22 protein-coding genes and 1 riboswitch are annotated in these 18,837 nt (G+C 53.1%); of the genes, 11 read left to right on the top strand and 11 right to left on the bottom strand.

Features of this window, described 5'->3' with window-relative positions; all coding sequences use genetic code 11:
* Positions 1-183 precede the first annotated feature (183 nt).
* Positions 184-396, bottom strand: coding sequence for a YccJ family protein (locus ACMV5I_RS18545; protein WP_021181021.1), 213 nt, complete (start codon positions 394-396; stop codon positions 184-186).
* Between the two features lie 169 nt (positions 397-565).
* On the opposite strand from ACMV5I_RS18545, the gene ACMV5I_RS18540 reads away from it, so the two are divergent.
* The 3 genes from ACMV5I_RS18540 to ACMV5I_RS18530 all read left to right on the top strand — a co-directional run bounded on the left by ACMV5I_RS18540 (position 566) and on the right by ACMV5I_RS18530 (position 1,449).
* Positions 566-805, top strand: a complete 240-nt coding sequence (locus tag ACMV5I_RS18540) for a DUF2766 family protein (protein WP_021181023.1) — start codon at positions 566-568, stop codon at positions 803-805.
* A 120-nt stretch (positions 806-925) separates the two neighbouring features.
* The gene (locus ACMV5I_RS18535) at positions 926-1,069 is read left to right on the top strand and encodes a PhoP/PhoQ regulator MgrB (RefSeq protein ID WP_237734150.1); all 144 of its coding nucleotides are present in this window, start codon (positions 926-928) and stop codon (positions 1,067-1,069) included.
* Between the two features lie 98 nt (positions 1,070-1,167).
* Positions 1,168-1,449: a YebO family protein gene (locus tag ACMV5I_RS18530; protein WP_024531216.1), complete on the top strand. Its 282-nt coding sequence runs from the start codon at positions 1,168-1,170 to the stop codon at positions 1,447-1,449.
* 87 nt (positions 1,450-1,536) lie between these two features.
* Here the strand turns inward: ACMV5I_RS18530 and fos are convergent, their stop codons facing one another.
* Entirely contained in the window at positions 1,537-1,944 is a 408-nt protein-coding gene (fos, locus tag ACMV5I_RS18525; protein WP_121607125.1) for a fosfomycin resistance glutathione transferase, read from the bottom strand.
* Between the two features lie 110 nt (positions 1,945-2,054).
* Between fos and ACMV5I_RS18520 the strand changes: the two genes are divergently transcribed.
* The 3 genes from ACMV5I_RS18520 to ACMV5I_RS18510 all read left to right on the top strand — a co-directional run bounded on the left by ACMV5I_RS18520 (position 2,055) and on the right by ACMV5I_RS18510 (position 4,217).
* On the top strand, positions 2,055-2,357 hold the full coding sequence (locus ACMV5I_RS18520; RefSeq protein ID WP_024486479.1) for a phage protein NinX family protein: 303 nt from the start codon (positions 2,055-2,057) through the stop codon (positions 2,355-2,357).
* Positions 2,358-2,447: 90 nt separating this feature from the next.
* On the top strand, positions 2,448-2,684 hold the full coding sequence (locus ACMV5I_RS18515) for a DUF4060 family protein (protein ID WP_021181027.1): 237 nt from the start codon (positions 2,448-2,450) through the stop codon (positions 2,682-2,684).
* 162 nt (positions 2,685-2,846) lie between these two features.
* Positions 2,847-4,217 (top strand): amino acid permease, encoded by a 1,371-nt coding sequence (locus tag ACMV5I_RS18510; protein ID WP_024486480.1) that lies wholly within the window; start codon positions 2,847-2,849, stop codon positions 4,215-4,217.
* 36 nt (positions 4,218-4,253) lie between these two features.
* Here the strand turns inward: ACMV5I_RS18510 and ACMV5I_RS18505 are convergent, their stop codons facing one another.
* Positions 4,254-4,538 carry a hypothetical protein gene (locus ACMV5I_RS18505; protein ID WP_065684260.1) on the bottom strand — a complete coding sequence of 95 codons (285 nt, stop codon included), beginning with the start codon at positions 4,536-4,538 and terminating at the stop codon, positions 4,254-4,256.
* A gap of 213 nt (positions 4,539-4,751) precedes the next feature.
* Here ACMV5I_RS18505 and ACMV5I_RS18500 point away from each other — a divergent pair, with 213 nt between their 5' ends.
* The 3 genes from ACMV5I_RS18500 (at position 4,752) to cspE (ending at position 6,866) form a co-directional block, all read left to right on the top strand.
* The gene (locus ACMV5I_RS18500) at positions 4,752-5,750 is read left to right on the top strand and encodes an MBL fold metallo-hydrolase (RefSeq protein WP_202671405.1); all 999 of its coding nucleotides are present in this window, start codon (positions 4,752-4,754) and stop codon (positions 5,748-5,750) included.
* Positions 5,751-6,498: 748 nt separating this feature from the next.
* Positions 6,499-6,615 (top strand): DUF2627 domain-containing protein, encoded by a 117-nt coding sequence (locus tag ACMV5I_RS18495; protein ID WP_002211058.1) that lies wholly within the window; start codon positions 6,499-6,501, stop codon positions 6,613-6,615.
* A 41-nt stretch (positions 6,616-6,656) separates the two neighbouring features.
* Entirely contained in the window at positions 6,657-6,866 is a 210-nt protein-coding gene (gene cspE, locus ACMV5I_RS18490; protein ID WP_002221949.1) for a transcription antiterminator/RNA stability regulator CspE, read from the top strand.
* 65 nt (positions 6,867-6,931) lie between these two features.
* Here cspE and pgeF read toward each other — a convergent pair whose 3' ends face one another.
* Positions 6,932-7,645 carry a peptidoglycan editing factor PgeF gene (gene pgeF, locus ACMV5I_RS18485; protein ID WP_414825012.1) on the bottom strand — a complete coding sequence of 238 codons (714 nt, stop codon included), beginning with the start codon at positions 7,643-7,645 and terminating at the stop codon, positions 6,932-6,934.
* A gap of 145 nt (positions 7,646-7,790) precedes the next feature.
* On the opposite strand from pgeF, the gene rlmA reads away from it, so the two are divergent.
* Positions 7,791-8,606: a 23S rRNA (guanine(745)-N(1))-methyltransferase gene (rlmA, locus tag ACMV5I_RS18480; RefSeq protein ID WP_414825011.1), complete on the top strand. Its 816-nt coding sequence runs from the start codon at positions 7,791-7,793 to the stop codon at positions 8,604-8,606.
* 213 nt (positions 8,607-8,819) lie between these two features.
* Here the strand turns inward: rlmA and mntP are convergent, their stop codons facing one another.
* From mntP to manX, 5 genes are all read right to left on the bottom strand, one after another.
* The gene (gene mntP / locus ACMV5I_RS18475; RefSeq protein WP_024487163.1) at positions 8,820-9,386 is read right to left on the bottom strand and encodes a manganese efflux pump MntP; all 567 of its coding nucleotides are present in this window, start codon (positions 9,384-9,386) and stop codon (positions 8,820-8,822) included.
* Between the two features lie 12 nt (positions 9,387-9,398).
* A riboswitch (yybP-ykoY riboswitch) is annotated at positions 9,399-9,577 on the bottom strand.
* A 219-nt stretch (positions 9,578-9,796) separates the two neighbouring features.
* Positions 9,797-10,255 carry a DUF986 family protein gene (locus ACMV5I_RS18470; RefSeq protein ID WP_202728475.1) on the bottom strand — a complete coding sequence of 153 codons (459 nt, stop codon included), beginning with the start codon at positions 10,253-10,255 and terminating at the stop codon, positions 9,797-9,799.
* Positions 10,256-10,310: 55 nt separating this feature from the next.
* Positions 10,311-11,153: a PTS mannose transporter subunit IID gene (locus ACMV5I_RS18465; RefSeq protein ID WP_046808324.1), complete on the bottom strand. Its 843-nt coding sequence runs from the start codon at positions 11,151-11,153 to the stop codon at positions 10,311-10,313.
* Between the two features lie 15 nt (positions 11,154-11,168).
* Positions 11,169-11,969 (bottom strand): PTS mannose/fructose/sorbose transporter subunit IIC, encoded by an 801-nt coding sequence (locus ACMV5I_RS18460; RefSeq protein WP_021181036.1) that lies wholly within the window; start codon positions 11,967-11,969, stop codon positions 11,169-11,171.
* Positions 11,970-12,024: 55 nt separating this feature from the next.
* Positions 12,025-12,996 (bottom strand): PTS mannose transporter subunit IIAB, encoded by a 972-nt coding sequence (gene manX, locus ACMV5I_RS18455; RefSeq protein WP_121607120.1) that lies wholly within the window; start codon positions 12,994-12,996, stop codon positions 12,025-12,027.
* Positions 12,997-13,582: 586 nt separating this feature from the next.
* Between manX and ACMV5I_RS18450 the strand changes: the two genes are divergently transcribed.
* A complete protein-coding gene (locus ACMV5I_RS18450) occupies positions 13,583-15,130 on the top strand; it encodes a TerC family protein (protein WP_024486721.1) in 1,548 nt (515 codons plus the stop codon).
* Between the two features lie 189 nt (positions 15,131-15,319).
* On the opposite strand, the gene ACMV5I_RS18445 is transcribed toward ACMV5I_RS18450, so the two are convergent.
* Together ACMV5I_RS18445 and sdaA are read right to left on the bottom strand one after the other, a co-directional pair.
* Positions 15,320-16,921 carry an EAL domain-containing protein gene (locus tag ACMV5I_RS18445; protein ID WP_202671400.1) on the bottom strand — a complete coding sequence of 534 codons (1,602 nt, stop codon included), beginning with the start codon at positions 16,919-16,921 and terminating at the stop codon, positions 15,320-15,322.
* 336 nt (positions 16,922-17,257) lie between these two features.
* Entirely contained in the window at positions 17,258-18,622 is a 1,365-nt protein-coding gene (sdaA, locus tag ACMV5I_RS18440) for an L-serine ammonia-lyase (protein WP_024486973.1), read from the bottom strand.
* Between the last annotated feature and the right edge of the window lie 215 nt (positions 18,623-18,837).

The raw sequence follows: 18,837 nt of genomic DNA, 5'->3' as shown, positions 1-18,837 counted from the left end.
ATGAGCATCGGCTGACTCACCTTGGCCAAAGGGGCGATCGAGTTTGCTATCAGTTGCAGAAACTTACCTGACCACGGCACTGAATCAGCGCTTTTTATGGAGGGAAACGGATCGATCACGGTACTTGACTACATCGCTGTACTAACTCCCTCTCCCTGTGGGAGAGGGTTGGGGTGAGGGGCCTCAGACGTTTTTACGCTCGATGGTCTCTTCGCCCCAGTACAGTTGGTCGGCTTCGGTTTTACTGAACGCCAGCGGTAACACCTCGTCGCTGCCTTCTTCCCAAATTTTTTGCGCCAAAACCTCATCATTACCGGCCAACTCAAAGATCGCTTCGGCAATTTCTACCGAGGTTTCACGCACTGTCGCCCAAGATTTCACATTATGATTTGCCATGATTGCTCTCCTGTTGAGTGTGAGGCACAGCCTAGTATAGGCCACAATTCTGCCGCTGGTTTTTGCAAGGCATGCGTATTATTGCCGAAAATTCAGGGCGGAACGCCTGCGGCAAAATGCAAAACGGCGTGGTATTCTTTGCCGCGTTTAAATCAACAGAGGAAAAATTATGTCTAGCGCACTGAGCAACGATCAAGAACTGGTTTCCGATCTGGTTGCCTGCCAACTGGTTATCAAGCAGATCCTGGATGTGATCGACGTGATCGCGCCGACCGAAGTACGGGACAAAATGGCCAGCCAGCTCAAGAGTATCGATTTTAGCAGCCACCCGGCCGGGGCCGATCCAATCACCAAGCGGGCGATTGAAAAAGCGATTGCGCTGATTGAGATGAAGTTTAACCGCGAGTAACCGGGTTATCTTCTGCCCCTGATGGACAGGGAAATCTAAACGGCCGGTTAAACTTCGTTTAAGTTGCCTATGCTAGCATTGATGATTAGGTTAACAACATAATCATAAGGCTGCTAAGGTTTGGGGCGTAAAAAACTGCTGGTGATAGCGGCAACGCTGGTTGCCTGCTTGCTTTTCTATCTGCTGGCTCTGGATAGCTATTGCGATCAAGGTGGGAAGTTTGCACTGGGCATTTGCTCTATCACGCGTATTGTTCCCTGGTAACATGGCGAAATAACAATTTTTCGCAAACTTGTCCCTGGCCTTGGTGAGAATGTTACTATATCGGCTTGGTTGAGGCAGTAGAGTAGATAGGGTTGTCCATGTTTGATTTAGCTTCTGGCCCGTCCGGCCTGATTTCCATCGCCGTTGTGGTGTTGGCTGTATTGCTTGGCCTGTGGGTCTGGTTCATCGTGAATCGCGCCAGCGTACGTGCCAACGAACAGATCCAGCTGTTGCAGGAAATCGCCGAGCAACAGCGTCAGCAAACTGCACTGTTAAAAACGTTGGTGCAAACCGCCCGAGGGGACAAGGCATCGGTTGACGATTATGATGATGACCTTAGCCCGGCACTGAGTTATAAAGGGTTTATCCCAGAGCGTTAATCGCGCACCTCATTTGGTGAGAAGGTTAAGGACACGTCGGTTATCTCAGTTTCAGTTTTAACCGGATCGCCTTCTCACCATTCCGTTTCAGTAAAACACCATCCCCTGATAGGGTTTCTCCCGGCAGGCTGCCAACCGGCTTGCCAGATCGCCACAGTGAATTTCCAGCGCGTGCCGATCGGGATCGAGAAAGTAGCAAGATTCGCCCTCACTGTGATTACTCTTCCACTCCTGTACGCCTGATTTGCGCAAACGCTCCACAATGAGGGTAAAATTCTCCGGCGCCACGGTAAACGCGTAATGTGTATAGTCACTCGACGTCCGATCTCTTCGGGCATCATCCAGTGACAGGCATAGCCACAGTTCACCCAATGTAAGATAGGCACCTTGATGCCAGCGGGCTTTGGGGGTAAACCCCAGCACCTCCACATAAAAGCGAAAGCTGCGTTCTACCTCACTTACCGCAAGCGTCAGGTGGTTGAGACCCAGCAACATAATCAAGTCATCCGTTAGTAGAAATAATGTAAAAGGCCCGCAGGCTGTCATAAATCTGTCGTATTGGCATCGTAATGTAGCGCCAACTCTACGAAAGATGGATGTCAGCAATGATTAGATGGTACGAAGAAAGCGACGCCGAAGTAAACCGCAGCATTGCGTTAATCACCGGGGAAAATCCCGACAAATGGTACCCTTACGGCGGCGTGAAAGGGAAAGACTACTGCAAGAACCCCTCCGATGCCTGGCCGATTATCTGCGCCAACAAAATAAGCCTCAATGCCCCCGAACAAAGTGACCAGCCACAGTGGCAAGCCAGTATGATCACCCAGCAAGGGGAGTGGCAGGCTGGCAGTCATAGCCCGTTGCGTGCCGCAATGATCTGTTTTTTATTGAGTCAGCAAGCGCAATAAATCAAATGTTAGTCGATAATGTAGATGACCCGTAATGATGAGACACCGCCTTATTCTGACAATGGACCTGTCGCTGACGGAGACTGTTTTATGAAACGCATTATCAAAGGTGATACCACTCTCTCTCATTTAGTGATTGCCCATGCGGCGATCGATTGTCATGCCAAAAGCTATGGGCTGCACCGACAAGGCTGGCCCTCAACCTACCTGATAAAGTATCAAAACGATCGCGTGGCGGTTGAGGTCATCACCCGCCGTCAATCCTATGTGGCGACGCTGATGATCGGCGCACGTAACCTCAGCAAACTGTGCGGTATGCCAAGCTAGCTGGCGTAGCAAACCTCCTGCAACCCTCTGGCCCGGTTAACGATCGCCGGGCTCTAATCCTTGATGCCTGAAAGGTTAAGTGTTAAAACGCCCGCAGGTTTATTTATTGGTTGGCGATATCTTGCGCAATGCAGCCTGGATACTCAGCCGGACGAGGATAAGATGGGCGGTCAGCTTCAGGATACCCCGCTAAAACGCGGTTTAAAAAACAGACATATACAACTTATTGCCCTGGGAGGTGCCATCGGTACCGGTCTATTCCTGGGTATTGCACAAACCATTCAGATGGCCGGGCCTTCCGTGCTGCTGGGCTATGCGATTGGCGGTTTTATTGCCTTTTTGATCATGCGCCAGCTAGGGGAGATGGTAGTGGAAGAGCCGGTGGCCGGTTCCTTTAGCCATTTTGCCTATAAATATTGGGGGGACTTTGCCGGTTTCTTATCCGGTTGGAACTACTGGGCGATGTTTATCCTGGTCGGTATGGCGGAACTGACCGCGGTAGGGATTTATATTCAATACTGGTGGCCAGAAATCCCAACCTGGGCATCGGCGGCGGTTTTCTTCGTCGTGATCAACCTGGTCAATCTGGTGAACGTACGCCTGTATGGGGAAACCGAGTTCTGGTTTGCCATCATCAAGGTGGCGGCGATCCTGGGGATGATCGTATTTGGCGCCTACCTGTTGGCCAGCGGTAACGGTGGCCCGGAAGCCAGCATTAGTAACCTGTGGGATCAGGGCGGCTTTATGCCGCACGGCATCAGCGGCCTGGTGATGGCGATGGCGGTGATCATGTTCTCGTTCGGTGGGCTGGAAATGGTGGGCATCACCGCAGCAGAAGCCGCCGATCCACGCCGTAGCATTCCTAAAGCCACCAATCAGGTGGTGTATCGTATCCTGATCTTCTATATCGGCTCGTTGACGGTGCTGCTGTCGCTTTATCCTTGGGGCAAGGTTGTGGAAGGGGGCAGTCCGTTTGTGATGATCTTCCATGCGCTCAACAGCAACCTGGTGGCGACCATGCTCAACGTGGTGGTACTGACGGCGGCGCTGTCGGTCTACAACAGCGGCGTATATTGCAATAGCCGGATGCTGTTTGGCCTGGCGACACAGGGCAACGCACCCAAGGCGCTGACCAAAGTCAACAAACGTGGCGTACCGGTGCTGTCTATCGCGTTATCGGCGTTGGCCACGTCGGTAGGCGTATTGATTAACTACGTCATGCCCGGCGAGGCGTTTGGCTTGCTGATGGCGCTGGTGGTCTCTACGTTGGTGATTAACTGGGTGATGATTTGCCTGGCGCACCTGAAATTCCGCGCGGCCAAGGATCGCCAAGGGGTGATCACCAGCTTTAGGTCGCTATGGTATCCGTTTGGCAACTATCTGTGCCTGGTGTTCCTGTCGTTGATCCTGGTGATCATGTACTTCAGCCCGGGGATCCGCATCTCCGTTCTGTTGATGCCGGTTTGGGTACTGTTGTTGTGGGTTGGATTTTTGCTGACCCGGCGTAAAAAGGCGGGTGGTAACAAGAGGTAGTATTCACGTTGGAGGCGCCGCAGCGCCTCCAAACGGTTAACGGGCGACGGCATTGCCCTGATGGTGGCGCCCCAGCCGCAGCAGCTTTCTGCACAGCAGGAACAGGGTGCTGATAACATCAATCACCACCACGCTAAGCATCAGCAGGCCCAGCATAAAAAAGCCTGCCAGGGTGCTTGCCAGTAACAGCAGCGGTGACGGTACGCGTAGCCGGCGCAGCTTCATTGCCAGATACATTTTCCAGTATTGCCCTTGCGTAGTCAGCGCTCGGCGATAGCGGCCCATACGAACGCGTGACTTGCCTGATGCAGTCCGGCTCATAACTCCTCCTTTTTCAGAATGTCCTAGTAAGTAAATCACAAGGTTCTTAAGAAAGGCTTAACAGGTTCTTGGCGACCTTGGCCTTCTTACTCTGGCTATGACAACAACATCCGCAAAAAGGTCAGTTGTTTGTCATTGCGATACTATAAGCTATTGGGTAGGCAATCTTGTAACGATTGCGGCACCACTATGGTACTACAGGGAGAGAATGGGTTGAAAATAACCAACAAATATTACGATGCCAGCAAAGCGCATCATACGCCACAGGGATTCTGCAACCCGGAGCCGTCGTTACACCAGGCCGGGGATCTGAAGCGCTGGCAAGACGAACGCAAGAAGCTCGGTCTGCCCAAACCTCCTCAAGCAGGCTACGAGCAGTTTATCGCCAACTGGTGGCAAGCTGCCGATCTGAGCGGCGAACAGGACCGCGTCTGGTGGTTGGGCCATGCTTCTCTGCTGTTGCGCCTGGGGGGCCGCCATGTGCTGATCGATCCGGTACTGTCGCCAAGGGCATCCCCTGTGAGTTTCTACGGCCCACATCGCAAGACACCGCCTCCGCTAACGGTAAAGCAGCTGCCGGCGGTAGATGTGGTGCTGATTTCCCATAATCACTACGACCATCTGGATCGTCAAACCATCAGGGAACTGACCAAACGCTTTCGCAATGCCACTTTCGTTGTACCGCTGGGCCTCAAACGCTGGTTCAGCCATTATCCGGCCAAACGGGTGGTCGAACTGGATTGGTGGGAGAGCCTGACTCTGGACGAAATGACGGTCTACGCCACGCCAGCACGCCACTGGAGCATGCGTACACCGTGGGATCGCAATCGTTCTCTATGGTGTGGCTGGGTGATCCATCACCCGGCGCTGCGTTTTTATTTTTCTGGCGACAGCGGTTACAGCGAGCGGTTGGTCGATATCGGCACCCGCCTTGGGCCGTTCGATATCGCGGCGCTGCCCATTGGTGCTTACGCCCCAAGATGGTTCATGCAAGAGCAGCATATGGACCCGCAGCAGTCGGTGAGGCTGTATCAGCAATTGAATGAACCCAGAGTGATCCCTATCCATTGGGGGGTGTTTGAATTGGCCGATGAATCGTTGGATGAACCACCTGCGCAACTCAGCCTGGCACTACGCGAGGCCGGGGTTGAACAGCACCGTTTTTATCCGTTGAAGATTGGTGAACATCTAGAGGTTAGCCCTAACTCCTAATGAGTATCATGGGGTTGCGGTGTACCCCGCATCGGATGGCGCTTGGCGTGGTGCGGCTTTGCGGGGTTTACGGCGGGTAATGGATAAAACAGTCACGCCAAGATTAGTGAAAAAAATGCCTTGGCGATTTCGTTAATCTTCGGCGGAAATAGCCGCAGAGTGGGTAGGTGGTATTTTTATTATTTGTTTTTATCCTTACTAACTTAGCTACGGATATAAACTTGCAGGATAGGGTGGCTATTTCGTCCGCTTGCACTTTCTTGGTGCAAAATTTGGCTCGCTGCATGATTATGCACTGGCCTGCGTGAGCTTTTTGGCCTGAGTGAACGATTCTGTTGTGGCTGGCCAAAGCAGAACTATCCTGCTATGACAGGCTTTGCTAGCTAAAGGTCGGATCAGTTGGCCGTTTGGTCCCCGGTCATCGATATTCAATAGTTGCATATAAAATTCCATAAAGATTCAAATTTTTTTACGTTCTTTAGCCTGTCCGCGGCTTATATGTGGTGAAAATCGCTCGCTGCCGAGTTGAAAGAATTGTTAAAACTGAGGCGCCACGCGGAGTACAGCGCGGCTTCTTTACAAAGCAGAAAATAGCCAAGGCTTCAACCTCTTTTGCCCTATTTAAGCTATTCTTGCGGCTGACCGTTTCAAATATGTGCGACACGTCCATGAGTGATTAAAAATGGCTTGCCATCGATTCCAGAGTATGTGATAACGCACTTGGGTAAAACGAGGTACAGTTCTGTATATGTGTGGCATTTTCAGTAAAGAAGTTCTGAGTAAAGACGTTAGCGTTGAATACCGCTTCTCTGCCGATCCTTATCTTAGTGCCTCAAGCAGTAACGACTCTAGTTTGTCTATGTAACGCCTACGGGCGGTTTAAACAATCCAAAGGAAATACTCAAGATGGCAAAGATCAAAGGTCAAGTTAAGTGGTTCAACGAGTCTAAAGGTTTCGGTTTCATCACCCCAGCTGACGGCAGCAAAGACGTGTTCGTACACTTCTCTGCAATCCAGGGTAACGGTTTCAAAACCCTGGCTGAAGGCCAGAACGTTGAGTTCGAAATCCAAGATGGCCAGAAAGGCCCATCTGCAGTAAACGTTACTGCAATCTAATCAGCGTCAGCTGAACAAAAAACCCGCCTTAGTGCGGGTTTTTTCGTTTTTGGCGTCGATGAATATCATCCTGTGATGATGATGCCGGAATACTGATTACGGCCTTTAATCCCCGGATGATTGGGATCTTGCGCGCGGCGATGGCTGTTGCGGCGATAGCTGGTGTATTTAAAGCGCTGGGGCTGCCGTGGGTCGTTGTTGAGCGTGCAGATGGTGCAAGAGCCTGCGTGATCGACTGCGGCGAATCCCAGGGCATTGAGCTTGTTTACGGCGATGGCGGCCAGATCCAGATGGCGGTGGGTCGGGCTGATCAGCTCTGCTGGCAAGGGCAGCGCCTGTTGAAACTGTTCGACCAGCTCCTGGTTAACCTGATAGCAGCAAGCGCCCGCAGCGGGGCCGATGGAGGCCACCCAGTTGGCGGTATTGTCGTCCAGGCTGATACGTTTGGCCATTTGCTCCAGAATGCCATCCAGCAGGCCGCGCCAGCCTGCGTGTACCGCAGCAATGGCGCTACCGTCTTTACGGCTGAAAATCACCGGCAGGCAGTCTGCGGTTAATACGCTGATCAGGATCCCTGGCTCGCGGGTAAAGAAGCCATCGGCTTCACCGCATTGCTGGCCCGCCTGATGGATATCGACTATGCGAGTACCGTGTACCTGTTTTTTCTCAGGCAGCGTGTCGCGATAGGGCAGTAACGGCGTTGGCAGTAGGGCACCTTTATTGCCAAAGCCATGAGCGATGCCAGGAACGCCGCTGAGCAGCGGGGAATAGTCGGTCATAGAACGTCTTTGCCTGTGGCTGAGAGGAGACATTCAGTGTAGCCAGCTTTTGAATCACTTGGCTAGTGGCAGATGGGCATCCACCTTGCATCGTACACCAGCCTTCTTTAGACTACCCGCGCCATCTCTCTCTGGGATCTCATCCATGTCTTATCAGTGCCCCCTGTGTTTCCAACCGCTTGATTTCGCAAACCAACAGTGGCGTTGCGAAAATAACCATCAATTCGACCGTGCTAAAGAAGGGTACGTCAACTTAATGCCGGTGCAACACAAGCGTTCTAAACAGCCGGGTGACAGTGCCGAGATGATGCAGGCCCGCCGCGCATTTCTTGACGGGGGCTACTACCAGCCGTTGCAACAGTGGGTAGCTGAACTGTTAGCCAGCACTTTGCCTATTGAGCCACAGGCACTGCTGGATATTGGCTGTGGTGAAGGCTATTACACGGCCGCCGTGGCGGCACGCTTGTCTCAGGAACGGACCGTAGCGGTGTATGGCCTGGATGTTGCCAAGGTGGCTATCCGCTCGGCGGCCAAACGCTACCCGACGGTCTCTTTCTGCGTGGCTTCCAGTCATCGCCTACCGTTTGCCGACGCGTCGCTAGATGCTGTGTTACGTATCTATGCACCCTGTAAAGCCGAGGAATTGGCGCGGGTCGTCAAGCCGGGTGGGGTGGTTGTGACAGTGTCACCGGGGCCGCGGCACCTTTATCAGCTAAAACAGCAGGTTTATCAGGAGGTTCAATTGCATGCGGAGCATGATGAGCAGCTTGAGGGCTTCAGCTGTGAATTGGCCGAGTCTTTGGCTTATCCAATGATGTTGCCGGGTGAGCAGGCTGCCAATCTGTTGCAGATGACGCCGTTTGCCTGGCGCGCTTCGCCGGAAGTGCAGCAAGGTTTGCTCGACATGGCCACCTTTGCCTGTGAGACGGATTTCGCCATCCGCTTGTACCGCCGGGGCTGAGTGGCATCAATGTTAACCGGTTGCCCCTCACTCTAACCCTCTCACATAGGGAGAGGGAGCTGCCCGGAGTAGGTAATTGGCCCGTGTAGCTTCGGAAAGTAGGGAGTAAAAGCAAGAAAGTTAAGGTATTACGCCGAAAGATCAACGAGCTCGGTCGGTTCCCTCTCCTTGGGGAGAGGGTTAGGGTGAGGGAGTATTCTTTGCCGCCAAGGATTAAGCCAGGTAGCCCAAGTGCTCCAGCAAGATATTAAAGCCAATCCCGATCAGCACCACGCCGCCAAGAATTTCTGCGCGCTTGCCCAGCAGCGGGCCGATAAACCGGCCAACCATCATCCCCAGCGTAGCCATGATCATGGTCGCCATACCTATCGCCATCGCGGTATGCAGGATATTAACCTGCAGGAATGCCAGCCCCACACCGATTGCCATCGCATCCAGACTGGTGGCAATAGCCGTAGCAACCAGCACCCAGAAACCATGACGATTGACTTTCTCTTCTTCCGGCTTGTTTTTCACCCCTTCAACGATCATGCGTGCGCCAAGGATAAACAGCAGGCTAAAGGCGACCCAGTGGTCCCATTCCATGATGTATTGGCTGGCAAACAGACCGATGCCCCAGCCGATAAGCGGAGTAATGGCTTCAATGATGCCAAAGATCAGACCGGTACGGATAGCTTCGCGAAAACGCGGTTGATGCAGAGTGGCACCTTTGCCGATCGACGCGGCAAACGCGTCCATAGACATGCCAAAAGCCAGGATAAGAGTTGCTGAAAGGTTCATTGAAATAGTCTCGGCCGGGTGGCTCCATATACACGTAACCCACCCCCAACCATACGACGGAGTTACGTGCCTATGGTCTCGCCAACCTACCTGGCTGCCCGCACCACGTTTCGCTGACGAAACGAGTATGTTGATACGGGCGTTTCTGGTTATGACTCCCCAGAAACCGGCTACTCCCCAATGACGGCGCAACCATACCATAATATTTTTGCTGCGGACAACGTTTAATTTCACCGGGGTATTGGGTGAAATTGAGACTTATTTTCATTAACGCGTTTGTTGAGGGTAATAATGGCGATAGTTGCATCAATGGTGTGGAAATAATAAGCAGAAAAAACACCAGCCATGCTGATTAATTACCCGAAAAAATCATTGTTAATTAATCAGGATGGGGCGGGGAGGTTTTTAACTCATTTATTTTCAAGGAAAAAATGATAGATTTTTTCCAGGTCATCCAGGTGTGTAACCTGGATTAATAACCGGCGCTTTTCTAAGTCGATAACCAGAATGCCATCTTCGGATAAATTCATGGCTTTGATGCGTCGATAGTCAATAAACGCATTGGCATAGAAGAAACCGGCGGTTTTAAACAACATTTTGGGCTTGCGGATATAGGAGATATATACCGCAATCATGGCCAGGGAAATTAGCAGGTAGGTAGTTATCGGCGCTCCCTGCTCGACCAGGTTGCGGTAGATCAGGATAGCGATCAGACCGACGAAGATCAGGCAGTCCAACCGGTTACCCCGCTTGAGCTGCACCTTTAACAGCGTTTTTCCTTTCAGCAGGTTCATGCCGAACTCGTCATACAGCGCATACGCCAGCATCAGCAGAATAAAAATCAGTATTACGCCATCGGTCAGCGACATCTCACCACTCCATAAATAAAAAAACCGGGGGTTGCCCCCCGGCTATCAATTGCTATTACAGACCTAACAGACCAATCCAGTAACCGAAGATACCAATGGCGAAGAAGCCGATGATGATCCACAGCGCGTTGACCTTCCTGCGCAGCAGCCACATACAACCGAATGTCAGCAGAAGCGGTACCAAGCCAGGCATCAACTGGTCAAGGATGGTTTGTACCGTGGTGACGTGGGTTTGCCCGGTCTGGTCGGTAATTTTTGACACTACCAGCGGGATATTGACGTGCGTCCACTTATTAACCAGGGCCCCCATGACAAACAGGCCGAGGATGGACGCCCCTTCCGTCAGTTTTTGCAGGAAACCACCGCCCATATCGCTAACGATATCGACCCCTTTTTGGTAGCCGTAGGCGACACCGTAGTAACGAACCAACAGGCGCACCAGGTTAAACAGTACGAAGAACAACAGCGGGCCGAGCAGGCTGCCACTCATGGCAATACCGGCACCCAATGCGGCAAATACCGGGCGAACGGTACCCCAGAATATTGGGTCACCTACGCCGGCCAGTGGCCCCATCAGACCTACTTTGATGCCGTTGATGGCCGCATCGTCGATCGGTGCGCCGTTGGCACGCTGTTCTTCCATCGCCATGGTTACGCCAAGGATTGGCGCTGCGACGAACGGTTGTGTATTGAAGAACTCAAGGTGGCGTTTAATGGCCTGTTTGCGTTCGTCGTTATTGTCCGGGTACAGGCGACGGATCACCGGCACCATCGAGAAGCAAAAACCTAGCGCCTGCATACGTTCGAAGTTCCATGAACCTTGGAACAGGTTGGAGCGTACGAATACGCCTCGAATATCGGCAGGTGTCAGTTTCTTTTGAGTCGTTGTATCAACCATTTCTTTCACCTATTCCTAGTCCAATTCGTTATCGAGGTCGTTGGCACCGGCAGGGTTGGCCTGAACCACCTGAGACTTGTTGTATTTAGGGCTGAGCTGGATGTAGAGCACCGCCATCACCACACCGATCACACCGAGTGCGACCAGGTTAAAGTTGGTGAAGGCTGCGGTAACGAAGCCCAGGTAGAAGAATGGCATCAGATAACCGGCACGCATCATGTTGATGACCATCGCGTAACCGACTACCACGATCATGCCACCGGCGATGTTCAGACCGCCTGTGACCACTTCCGGAATTGAGTTAAGCAGGGCGTGGACGCCAGCTGTCCCGACAGAGACCGCAACGATCACCGCAGGAATTGCGACACGCATTGCCTGTACCAGCAGGGCCGCGATGTGGATCACGGTAATGCCGTTCAGGTTACCCCGTTCTGCCGCTTTGTCCGCCGCATGCTGGAAGGCCACTGTGATGGTACGCACGATAATGGTCAGTACCTGGCCTGCTGCTGCCAGTGGGATCGCCAGGGCAATACCGGCACCGATGTTTTGCCCACCGGCGATAACCAGAATGGTGGAAATAATCGACGCTAACGCCGCATCGGGTGCAACCGCAGCCCCGATGTTCATCCAACCCAGTGCGATCATCTCTAGCGTACCGCCGATGATGATACCGGTTTTGATGTCACCGAGAACGAAGCCAATCAGCGTACAGGCCACTAACGGGCGGTGGAATTGAAACTCATCCAGGACGGAACCCATCCCGGCGATACAGGCAACGATAAATATCAGTACAATCTGAAGAGTGGTGATCTCCATTGCACTTCTCCTATATGACCAAACAGCTCTGAGTAAAAAATTAACGACGTTGCCGTTAATTGAGTTTGTTAATCAGGTCCATCATTTTTAGCTGACTGTCGGAAGAGACCTTACGGACTTCAAGTTCAATCCCGCGTTCGTTTAACTTCTTAAACGCCTCGATGTCTTTCTCATCGACGGACACCGCGTTATTCACCTGGGTTTTACCCTGGCGGAACGCCATACCACCGATATTCACCGAAGTGATATTCACCCCTTCCTCAACCAGACGCCAAACATCGGTTGGGTTGGTGAACAGCAGCATCACGCGCTCACCTGCATATTTCGGGTTGTTCCAGACGCGGATCGCCTTTGCCACGTCAACAACGTGAGCGGTAACGCCTGGAGGAGCAACCTGAGTCAGCAAGGTTTTACGGACGTGGTCGGCGGCCACTTCATCACTGACTACGATGATGCGGCTGACGTTGGTCTCTTTGGTCCAGCGGGTAGCAACCTGGCCGTGGATCAGACGATCGTCGATACGCGCCAGGCAGATTTTCATATGGTCATTGGGGCCGAGAGGCGCTTGGGGCGCAACGGCTTTTGGGGCAGGGGCACTTTGTGGCGCGACGGGCTTAACACTCTCTTCCACCGGTTTCTTCAGCGCTTTCACGCCTTCACGGCCGGTTTCCAACGCCAGCGCGACCAGTTCGTCAAAGCTTGGGTTGTCATCACGGGCCATGAATGTTTCCACCAGCATGGGAATGTTAACCCCGGTGATAACCTCATAGTGTGGTTTGTCTACTGCGATGCGGCTGGCCGCGTTAAACGGGCTGCCGCCCCAGGTATCAACCAGAAACAGGACGCCATCGCTGGTATCGAGCTCACTGATTTTCCCATTGTATTTCTCAATTAACGTTTCAGCATTTTCACCGGGAACGAAATCTATGTAGGCGACGTTGGCTTGCTCACCCAATAGCATTTCTGCTGTTTTCAGCAATTGTTCCGCTGCAGTCCCGTGTGTGCCGATGATAATAGCTATTGCCACTCGCTACCTCCTCGTTGAACTTAAGGCACGGATCGTGTCTTGACTCATCACCATCCTGGCAGTCACTTCCGCGGTTCAGATACGTTGGTTCAAATACATTATGGTAGAAAAAAAGAAACTCACACTTAACATTTATCACGCAGTTTCAAAAACCTGTGGCCGTTAATTCCCGTTAACGCCATTTATTTTAGTGCGTGAAAAAATAAATTTTGTGACATTGCTCTGCTATTAGTGGATCGATTAAGCCGAATAGTTAGTTTGCGGAATTAAACAGCAAAGCTGTTACAAAATGAGACGTAAACTGAACAAAGCCACTTTTCTGACGAAAAATTTCCTGTTAGAGTGCATTCTTCTTTCATAACCAAGGAGTGAAGGGCCTCAGCCCTCCCTATGGACTGTCACCGAAGTTACTGTTTTACAAGGTTTCACCCGCCACCTGTTGGCGCAACAACGTTCGCTCGGCCTTATGGCTGCTTCCTGTTAGTGCCATCCTGTTTTCTCTCTGTCATCGCCAACGCCACGTCTGCGTTTGCCTCCCTACGTCTGAGCGCAGCTCTGCCAACCTGTCTTTCTTCTGGAGTCTGATATGGAAATATTAATGGACCCCTCGATTTGGGCCGGGTTATTGACCCTGGTGGTCTTGGAAATCGTGCTGGGTATCGACAACCTGGTATTCATCGCCATTCTGGCCGACAAACTGCCGCCCAAGCAGCGTGATAAAGCGCGCATTATCGGCCTTTCATTAGCCTTGGTGATGCGTCTTGGGTTGCTGTCGGTGATTTCATGGATGGTGACGCTGACCAAACCGCTGTTCAGCGTGGGGGAATTCGCTTTCTCTGGTCGCGACCTGATCCTGCTGTTTGGTGGGGTATTCCTGTTGTTCAAAGCCACGATGGAGTTGCATGAACGGCTGGAGGGCAGCACCCATCAGGAAGGTGCTAACCGTGGCTACGCCAAATTCTGGGCGGTGGTGGTGCAGATCGTCATCCTTGATGCGGTGTTCTCGCTCGACGCGGTGATCACGGCAGTGGGGATGGTCAACGATCTACCGGTCATGATGGCAGCAGTAGTGATTGCGATGGCGGTGATGTTGCTGGCCTCGAAACCTTTGACCAACTTCGTGAACGCCCATCCGACCATCGTGGTGCTCTGTTTGAGCTTCCTGCTGATGATCGGCCTGAGTCTGATTGCCGAAGGCCTTGGCGTGCACATTCCAAAAGGCTATCTGTATGCGGCGATTGGCTTCTCGATCCTGATCGAGATGTTTAACCAGATTGCACGGCGCAACTTCATCAAGCACGAGTCTCGTCGCCCGATGCGCGAACGCACGGCTGAAGCGATTATGCGCCTGATGGGGCAACAGCGTACCCAACAACAGGTGGATGAAGACAGCCTGCGTAAGGTGAAAGAAACCTTTGCGCAGGAGGAACGCTACATGATCAGCGGCGTGCTGACATTGGCTTCCCGTACCTTGCGCAGCGTGATGACACCACGCACCGAGATTTCGTGGGTAGATTGCGAACGTTCCCGCGACGAGGTGCGCGAACAGTTGCTGGATACCCCGCATAGCCTGTTCCCGGTTTGCCGCTATGAGCTGGACGAGTTTATCGGCGTGGTGCGTGCCAAGGATCTGCTGGTCGCGTTGGATCAGGGCGTGGATATCGCCGAGTTTGCCGCGCGCACACCGCCGATCGTCGTACCGGAAACCATGGACGTGATCAAGCTGCTGGCGGTATTGCGCCGGGCCAAGGGCCGTCTGGTGATGGTGACCAATGAGTTTGGCGTGGTGCAGGGGTTGGTCACGCCGTTGGACGTGCTGGAAGCGATTGCCGGTGAGTTCCCGGACGAAGATGAAACGCCGGATATTATCGAGGATGGCGACCGCTGGCTGGTGAAGGGCGGAGCGGACCTCCACTCGTTGGAGCAGGCGTTGGACTGTGACGATTTGGTTAGCCCCACCGAGGATTACGCCTCGCTGGCGGGCTTCCTGCTCTCATATTCTGGCCAGATGCCAACGGTGGGCGACGTGGTCGAACTCCACGACCTGCGTTTTGAAATCCTTGAGATCTCGGATTATCGCATCGAACTGGTCAGCATCACCAAGGTGAAACCGCTGCACGAGCAAGACGAGTAAGTAGTCTCCCCTCACCCCAACCCTCTCCCACAGGGAGAGGGAGCTGATAGCCCAAGCTCTGTTGGGAGAGAGGAGATAATTCCAGCAACCTCGGTCATTCCGTCATCCAAAGCTCATGATGAATACTGTGCTTTCATGCTAACTCGATCGGTTCCCTCTCCCTGTGGGAGAGGGTTAGGGTGAGGGGTACTAATTCTCTCGCTTTTCTTTTGTTTGCGGCTGTTGATGCAGCACGCGTTGGCGGGTTTCATACTGTTGCAGCCACAGTGGAAACACGTTGATCGGCATCGGCTTGGCAAAATAATACCCCTGTAAGGCATTTACCCCCTGCGAGCGTAGATACTCTGCCTGCTCCTCTGTCTCAACCCCTTCGGCCACCAGTTTTAATTTCAGGCGCTGTGCCAATGTAATGATGGTATCGGTCACGGTGGCATTGACCGCGTCGGTGCCAATGGCGGCGGTAAAACCACGATCGATCTTCAACACGTCCGGGCTGAGCTTTTTCAGGTAGCTGAGCGAGCTGTGGCCGGTGCCAAAGTCGTCTATCGCCAGCATGATGCCCATCTCTTTGAGCGTTTTAATCTGTTCATGCTGAATCTCCGACAGTGCGGTTCGCTCCGTCAGCTCCAGCATCAGTGACGGCATCGGATGGGCGGGCAGCCAGATGCGGCGGATATCATCGATAATGCTGACGGTATTGAAATGCTCCGCTGCGACGTTGATGCTGATATAGAAAGAGGGGCGAGGGGGGAACAGGTTGAGGTTTTCTACCACCGTGGTCATCAGATAACGCGTTAGCGGAATGATCAGGGCGTGCTGTTCGGCCAGCGGGATAAACACGTCTGGCGAAATCCAGCCTTGTCGCTTGTTCTTCCAGCGCATCAAGGTTTCGACGCCGACACAGCGCCCATTATCGCTGTTGATAATCGGCTGGCAATAAACGCGAAATTCGCGATGCGCAATGGCGTGGCCAATATGGTAAGACAGGCTCATGCGGTTGGCGGTGATCAGATAGACCACGTAGGCCGCCAGCAGGCTCAGCATCAACGCCAGAGGAATATGGCGCGGTAGTGCGGCCAGAGCCAGAGTACGGGCATCGGGGCCAAACAGGGAGATGGAGAAAGGATACTTGGCGGATTTGGCGGTGTATTGCAGGCCTTCGGCTTTGCCATCGCTCAGGGTAATTTCCTGTTGACCATATTCCAGTCTGTAGGCACCCACGTTCAGGGCTACCCGATGAGCAAAAGGCTCTTGCGGTTCCAGCAGGAAATTGGACAACAGATCGATATTGAAAACGTGCAACACCCCGCTGGTACTTTGATCGGGCAACGGAGTCCACAGCACCAGCGTTGGCGTTCCTTTAGCTACCGTGATGGAAGGGCGCAGTGCCAGCTGCATGCCGCCTTTGGTCATGGTTGGGAAAATGGTGGTAAACACATAGTGGCGTTGGCCAAACAGGCTGGAGCAATAAATCGTGCCGTCCTTGACCAGCAGCAACGAGCGCAGCGCCTGATTCTGTGCGGCACGAAAACGTAACGTTGGTATCACCGAATCGCAGGGTTGCCCGACCAGCGACATGGTGCTGAGAGCCTGTTGCTCTGCGGGCAGCAGCAACGCATTGAGTTTGGTGATCACCCGGCTGGCCAGGACGCGCTGGTTCTGCTCGGTATTACGGATTTCCTGATAGTAGCGGGTATAGAGCGAAATCAACAAAATAGCCAACCCAACCGCGCCGGCGAGAAGCCAACGGTAATAGCGGTATTTCGATGCGGCAAGTTGGGTCATCAACATCCGGTAAGTCCTTGTTCAGTCTAGCTGCCTGACGCCACTTCCAGGCGCAATTTCATAATACTATGCTTGGCTAATTCTAGCCTGTTCGCATGGAAAATTGATGGTAACTCAACAAATTATTTCGGTTGGCGAGATCAAAGGGGAAATTTGGGGGTTAACCGGCGGATGGGCGAGGTGGTCAGATTAGCAGTATTGCTGAGTTTGTACGGGACAACGAGGTTAACCTATTGATTCTCTAGGTGGGTGCCGCATGCGGCGCCCCTACGTGTTGCGTAGCCAGTTCAGGTTTTTTCAGCCGTTCCCCCTCGCCGGTGACGACGAGGGGGACAGACTTAATCAGTCACACTGAACCTTGATCGCCAGACCGCCACGAGAGGTCTCACGATACTTGGCGTTCATGTCTTTACCGGTTTCGTACATGGTTTCGATCACCTTATCCAGCGACACACGCGGCTCGCTGGTGCGGCGCAATGCCATACGCGCCGAGTTGATCGCTTTCACCGAGGCAATGGCGTTGCGCTCGATGCAAGGGACCTGTACCTGGCCGGCAACGGGATCGCAGGTCAAGCCCAGGTTATGCTCCATGCCGATTTCGGCGGCGATGCAAACCTGCTCAGGGCTGCCGCCAAGCAACTCGGCCAGGCCTGCAGCGGCCATCGAACAGGCTACACCCACTTCGCCCTGGCAGCCCACTTCGGCACCAGAAATCGAGGCGTTCATTTTATACAGTGTGCCAATCGCACCCGACGCCATAAAGTAGCGGACATAGGTTTCCGGGCTGACGGACTCAATGAAATGATCGTAGTAAGCCAGCACCGCAGGGACGATCCCGCAGGCTCCGTTGGTTGGGGCGGTCACCACGCGGCCACCGGCGGCGTTCTCTTCGTTTACCGCCAACGCAAACATGTTGACCCAGTCGATCACGTTCATTGGGTCGCTGGACAGTTTGTCTGAGGAAACCAGCAAGCGGCGCAGGGCGGAGGCACGGCGCGGAACCCGCAGCGGGCCAGGCAGAACGCCTTCGGTGTTCAGACCGCGATCGATACAGGCGCGCATGGTTTGCCAAACGTTGCCGAAATAGGCTTCGATCTCCTGCTTGCTATGCAGTGCCAGTTCGTTTTGCATGACCATCCCGGAGAGGGACAGACCGGTAGCGTGGCAGTGGGCCAACATTTCGCTTGCCGAGTGGAACGGATAGGGAACCGAGATTTCGTTACTTTCGGCTTTGCCGAAATGTTCTTCGTCAACGATAAACCCGCCACCGATGGAGTAATAGGTTTTGCTGTAAATCTGCTTGTCGCCTGCGAAGGCATGGATCTGCATGGCGTTTTCGTGCAGCGGCATATTGTCGCTACGGAATACCATGCCGCCATCGCGGGGGAAATCGACTTCGTGCAGGCCGCTGGCCAGCATCAGGCGTTGACGTTGCTCAACATCGCGAATAAAGCCCGGGATGCCATCGATATCGACGGTATCAGGCATATTGCCCGCCAGGCCGAGAATGATGGCGATATCGGTATGGTGACCTTTACCGGTCAATGAGAGTGAGCCGTAAACATCGACGGCAACACGCGTGACGGAAGGCATCAAGCCTTCGTTTACCAGATCGTCGACAAACTGTTTGCCGGCTTTCATCGGTCCAACCGTATGAGAGCTGGACGGGCCGATGCCGATCTTAAACATGTCGAAAACGCTAATCACGCTAAAACTCCTTAAAGAGGCATATTGTTATGGCTGCTGCGGTTAAAAACCGCGCAGGGAACTGCGATAGTGTAAAAGGGCCGTACGGGTTTTGCGGCCCTTTTCGCATGAAATAAAGTAATCCTTGGTATTGCTGTTAACGCCTTAAAACGCGACCGGGGTAATCCTTATAATATTAGTGGTTTATTCCGGTCGTGGCTATTTTACAGGTATTT

The sequence above is a fragment of the Serratia sp. T13T92 genome (assembly GCF_047530105.1).
Classification (GTDB): Bacteria; Pseudomonadota; Gammaproteobacteria; order Enterobacterales; family Enterobacteriaceae; genus Chania; species Chania fonticola.
The sequence above is the reverse complement of the archived record's forward strand: the minus strand, read 5'-3'. Positions and strand labels throughout refer to the sequence as shown.

Excerpts from the sequence above, each read along its gene's own strand:
- ACMV5I_RS18545 (WP_021181021.1), bottom strand. The coding sequence starts at position 396 with ATGGCAAATCATAATGTGAAATCTTGGGCGACAGTGCGTGAAACCTCG.
- ACMV5I_RS18540 (WP_021181023.1), top strand. The coding sequence starts at position 566 with ATGTCTAGCGCACTGAGCAACGATCAAGAACTGGTTTCCGATCTGGTT.
- ACMV5I_RS18530 (WP_024531216.1), top strand. The coding sequence starts at position 1,168 with ATGTTTGATTTAGCTTCTGGCCCGTCCGGCCTGATTTCCATCGCCGTT.
- fos (WP_121607125.1), bottom strand. The coding sequence starts at position 1,944 with ATGTTGCTGGGTCTCAACCACCTGACGCTTGCGGTAAGTGAGGTAGAA.
- ACMV5I_RS18520 (WP_024486479.1), top strand. The coding sequence starts at position 2,055 with ATGATTAGATGGTACGAAGAAAGCGACGCCGAAGTAAACCGCAGCATT.
- ACMV5I_RS18515 (WP_021181027.1), top strand. The coding sequence starts at position 2,448 with ATGAAACGCATTATCAAAGGTGATACCACTCTCTCTCATTTAGTGATT.
- ACMV5I_RS18510 (WP_024486480.1), top strand. The coding sequence starts at position 2,847 with ATGGGCGGTCAGCTTCAGGATACCCCGCTAAAACGCGGTTTAAAAAAC.
- ACMV5I_RS18505 (WP_065684260.1), bottom strand. The coding sequence starts at position 4,538 with ATGAGCCGGACTGCATCAGGCAAGTCACGCGTTCGTATGGGCCGCTAT.
- ACMV5I_RS18495 (WP_002211058.1), top strand. The coding sequence starts at position 6,499 with ATGTGTGGCATTTTCAGTAAAGAAGTTCTGAGTAAAGACGTTAGCGTT.
- cspE (WP_002221949.1), top strand. The coding sequence starts at position 6,657 with ATGGCAAAGATCAAAGGTCAAGTTAAGTGGTTCAACGAGTCTAAAGGT.
- pgeF (WP_414825012.1), bottom strand. The coding sequence starts at position 7,645 with ATGACCGACTATTCCCCGCTGCTCAGCGGCGTTCCTGGCATCGCTCAT.
- rlmA (WP_414825011.1), top strand. The coding sequence starts at position 7,791 with ATGTCTTATCAGTGCCCCCTGTGTTTCCAACCGCTTGATTTCGCAAAC.
- mntP (WP_024487163.1), bottom strand. The coding sequence starts at position 9,386 with ATGAACCTTTCAGCAACTCTTATCCTGGCTTTTGGCATGTCTATGGAC.
- ACMV5I_RS18470 (WP_202728475.1), bottom strand. The coding sequence starts at position 10,255 with ATGTCGCTGACCGATGGCGTAATACTGATTTTTATTCTGCTGATGCTG.
- ACMV5I_RS18465 (WP_046808324.1), bottom strand. The coding sequence starts at position 11,153 with ATGGTTGATACAACGACTCAAAAGAAACTGACACCTGCCGATATTCGA.
- ACMV5I_RS18460 (WP_021181036.1), bottom strand. The coding sequence starts at position 11,969 with ATGGAGATCACCACTCTTCAGATTGTACTGATATTTATCGTTGCCTGT.
- ACMV5I_RS18450 (WP_024486721.1), top strand. The coding sequence starts at position 13,583 with ATGGAAATATTAATGGACCCCTCGATTTGGGCCGGGTTATTGACCCTG.
- ACMV5I_RS18445 (WP_202671400.1), bottom strand. The coding sequence starts at position 16,921 with ATGTTGATGACCCAACTTGCCGCATCGAAATACCGCTATTACCGTTGG.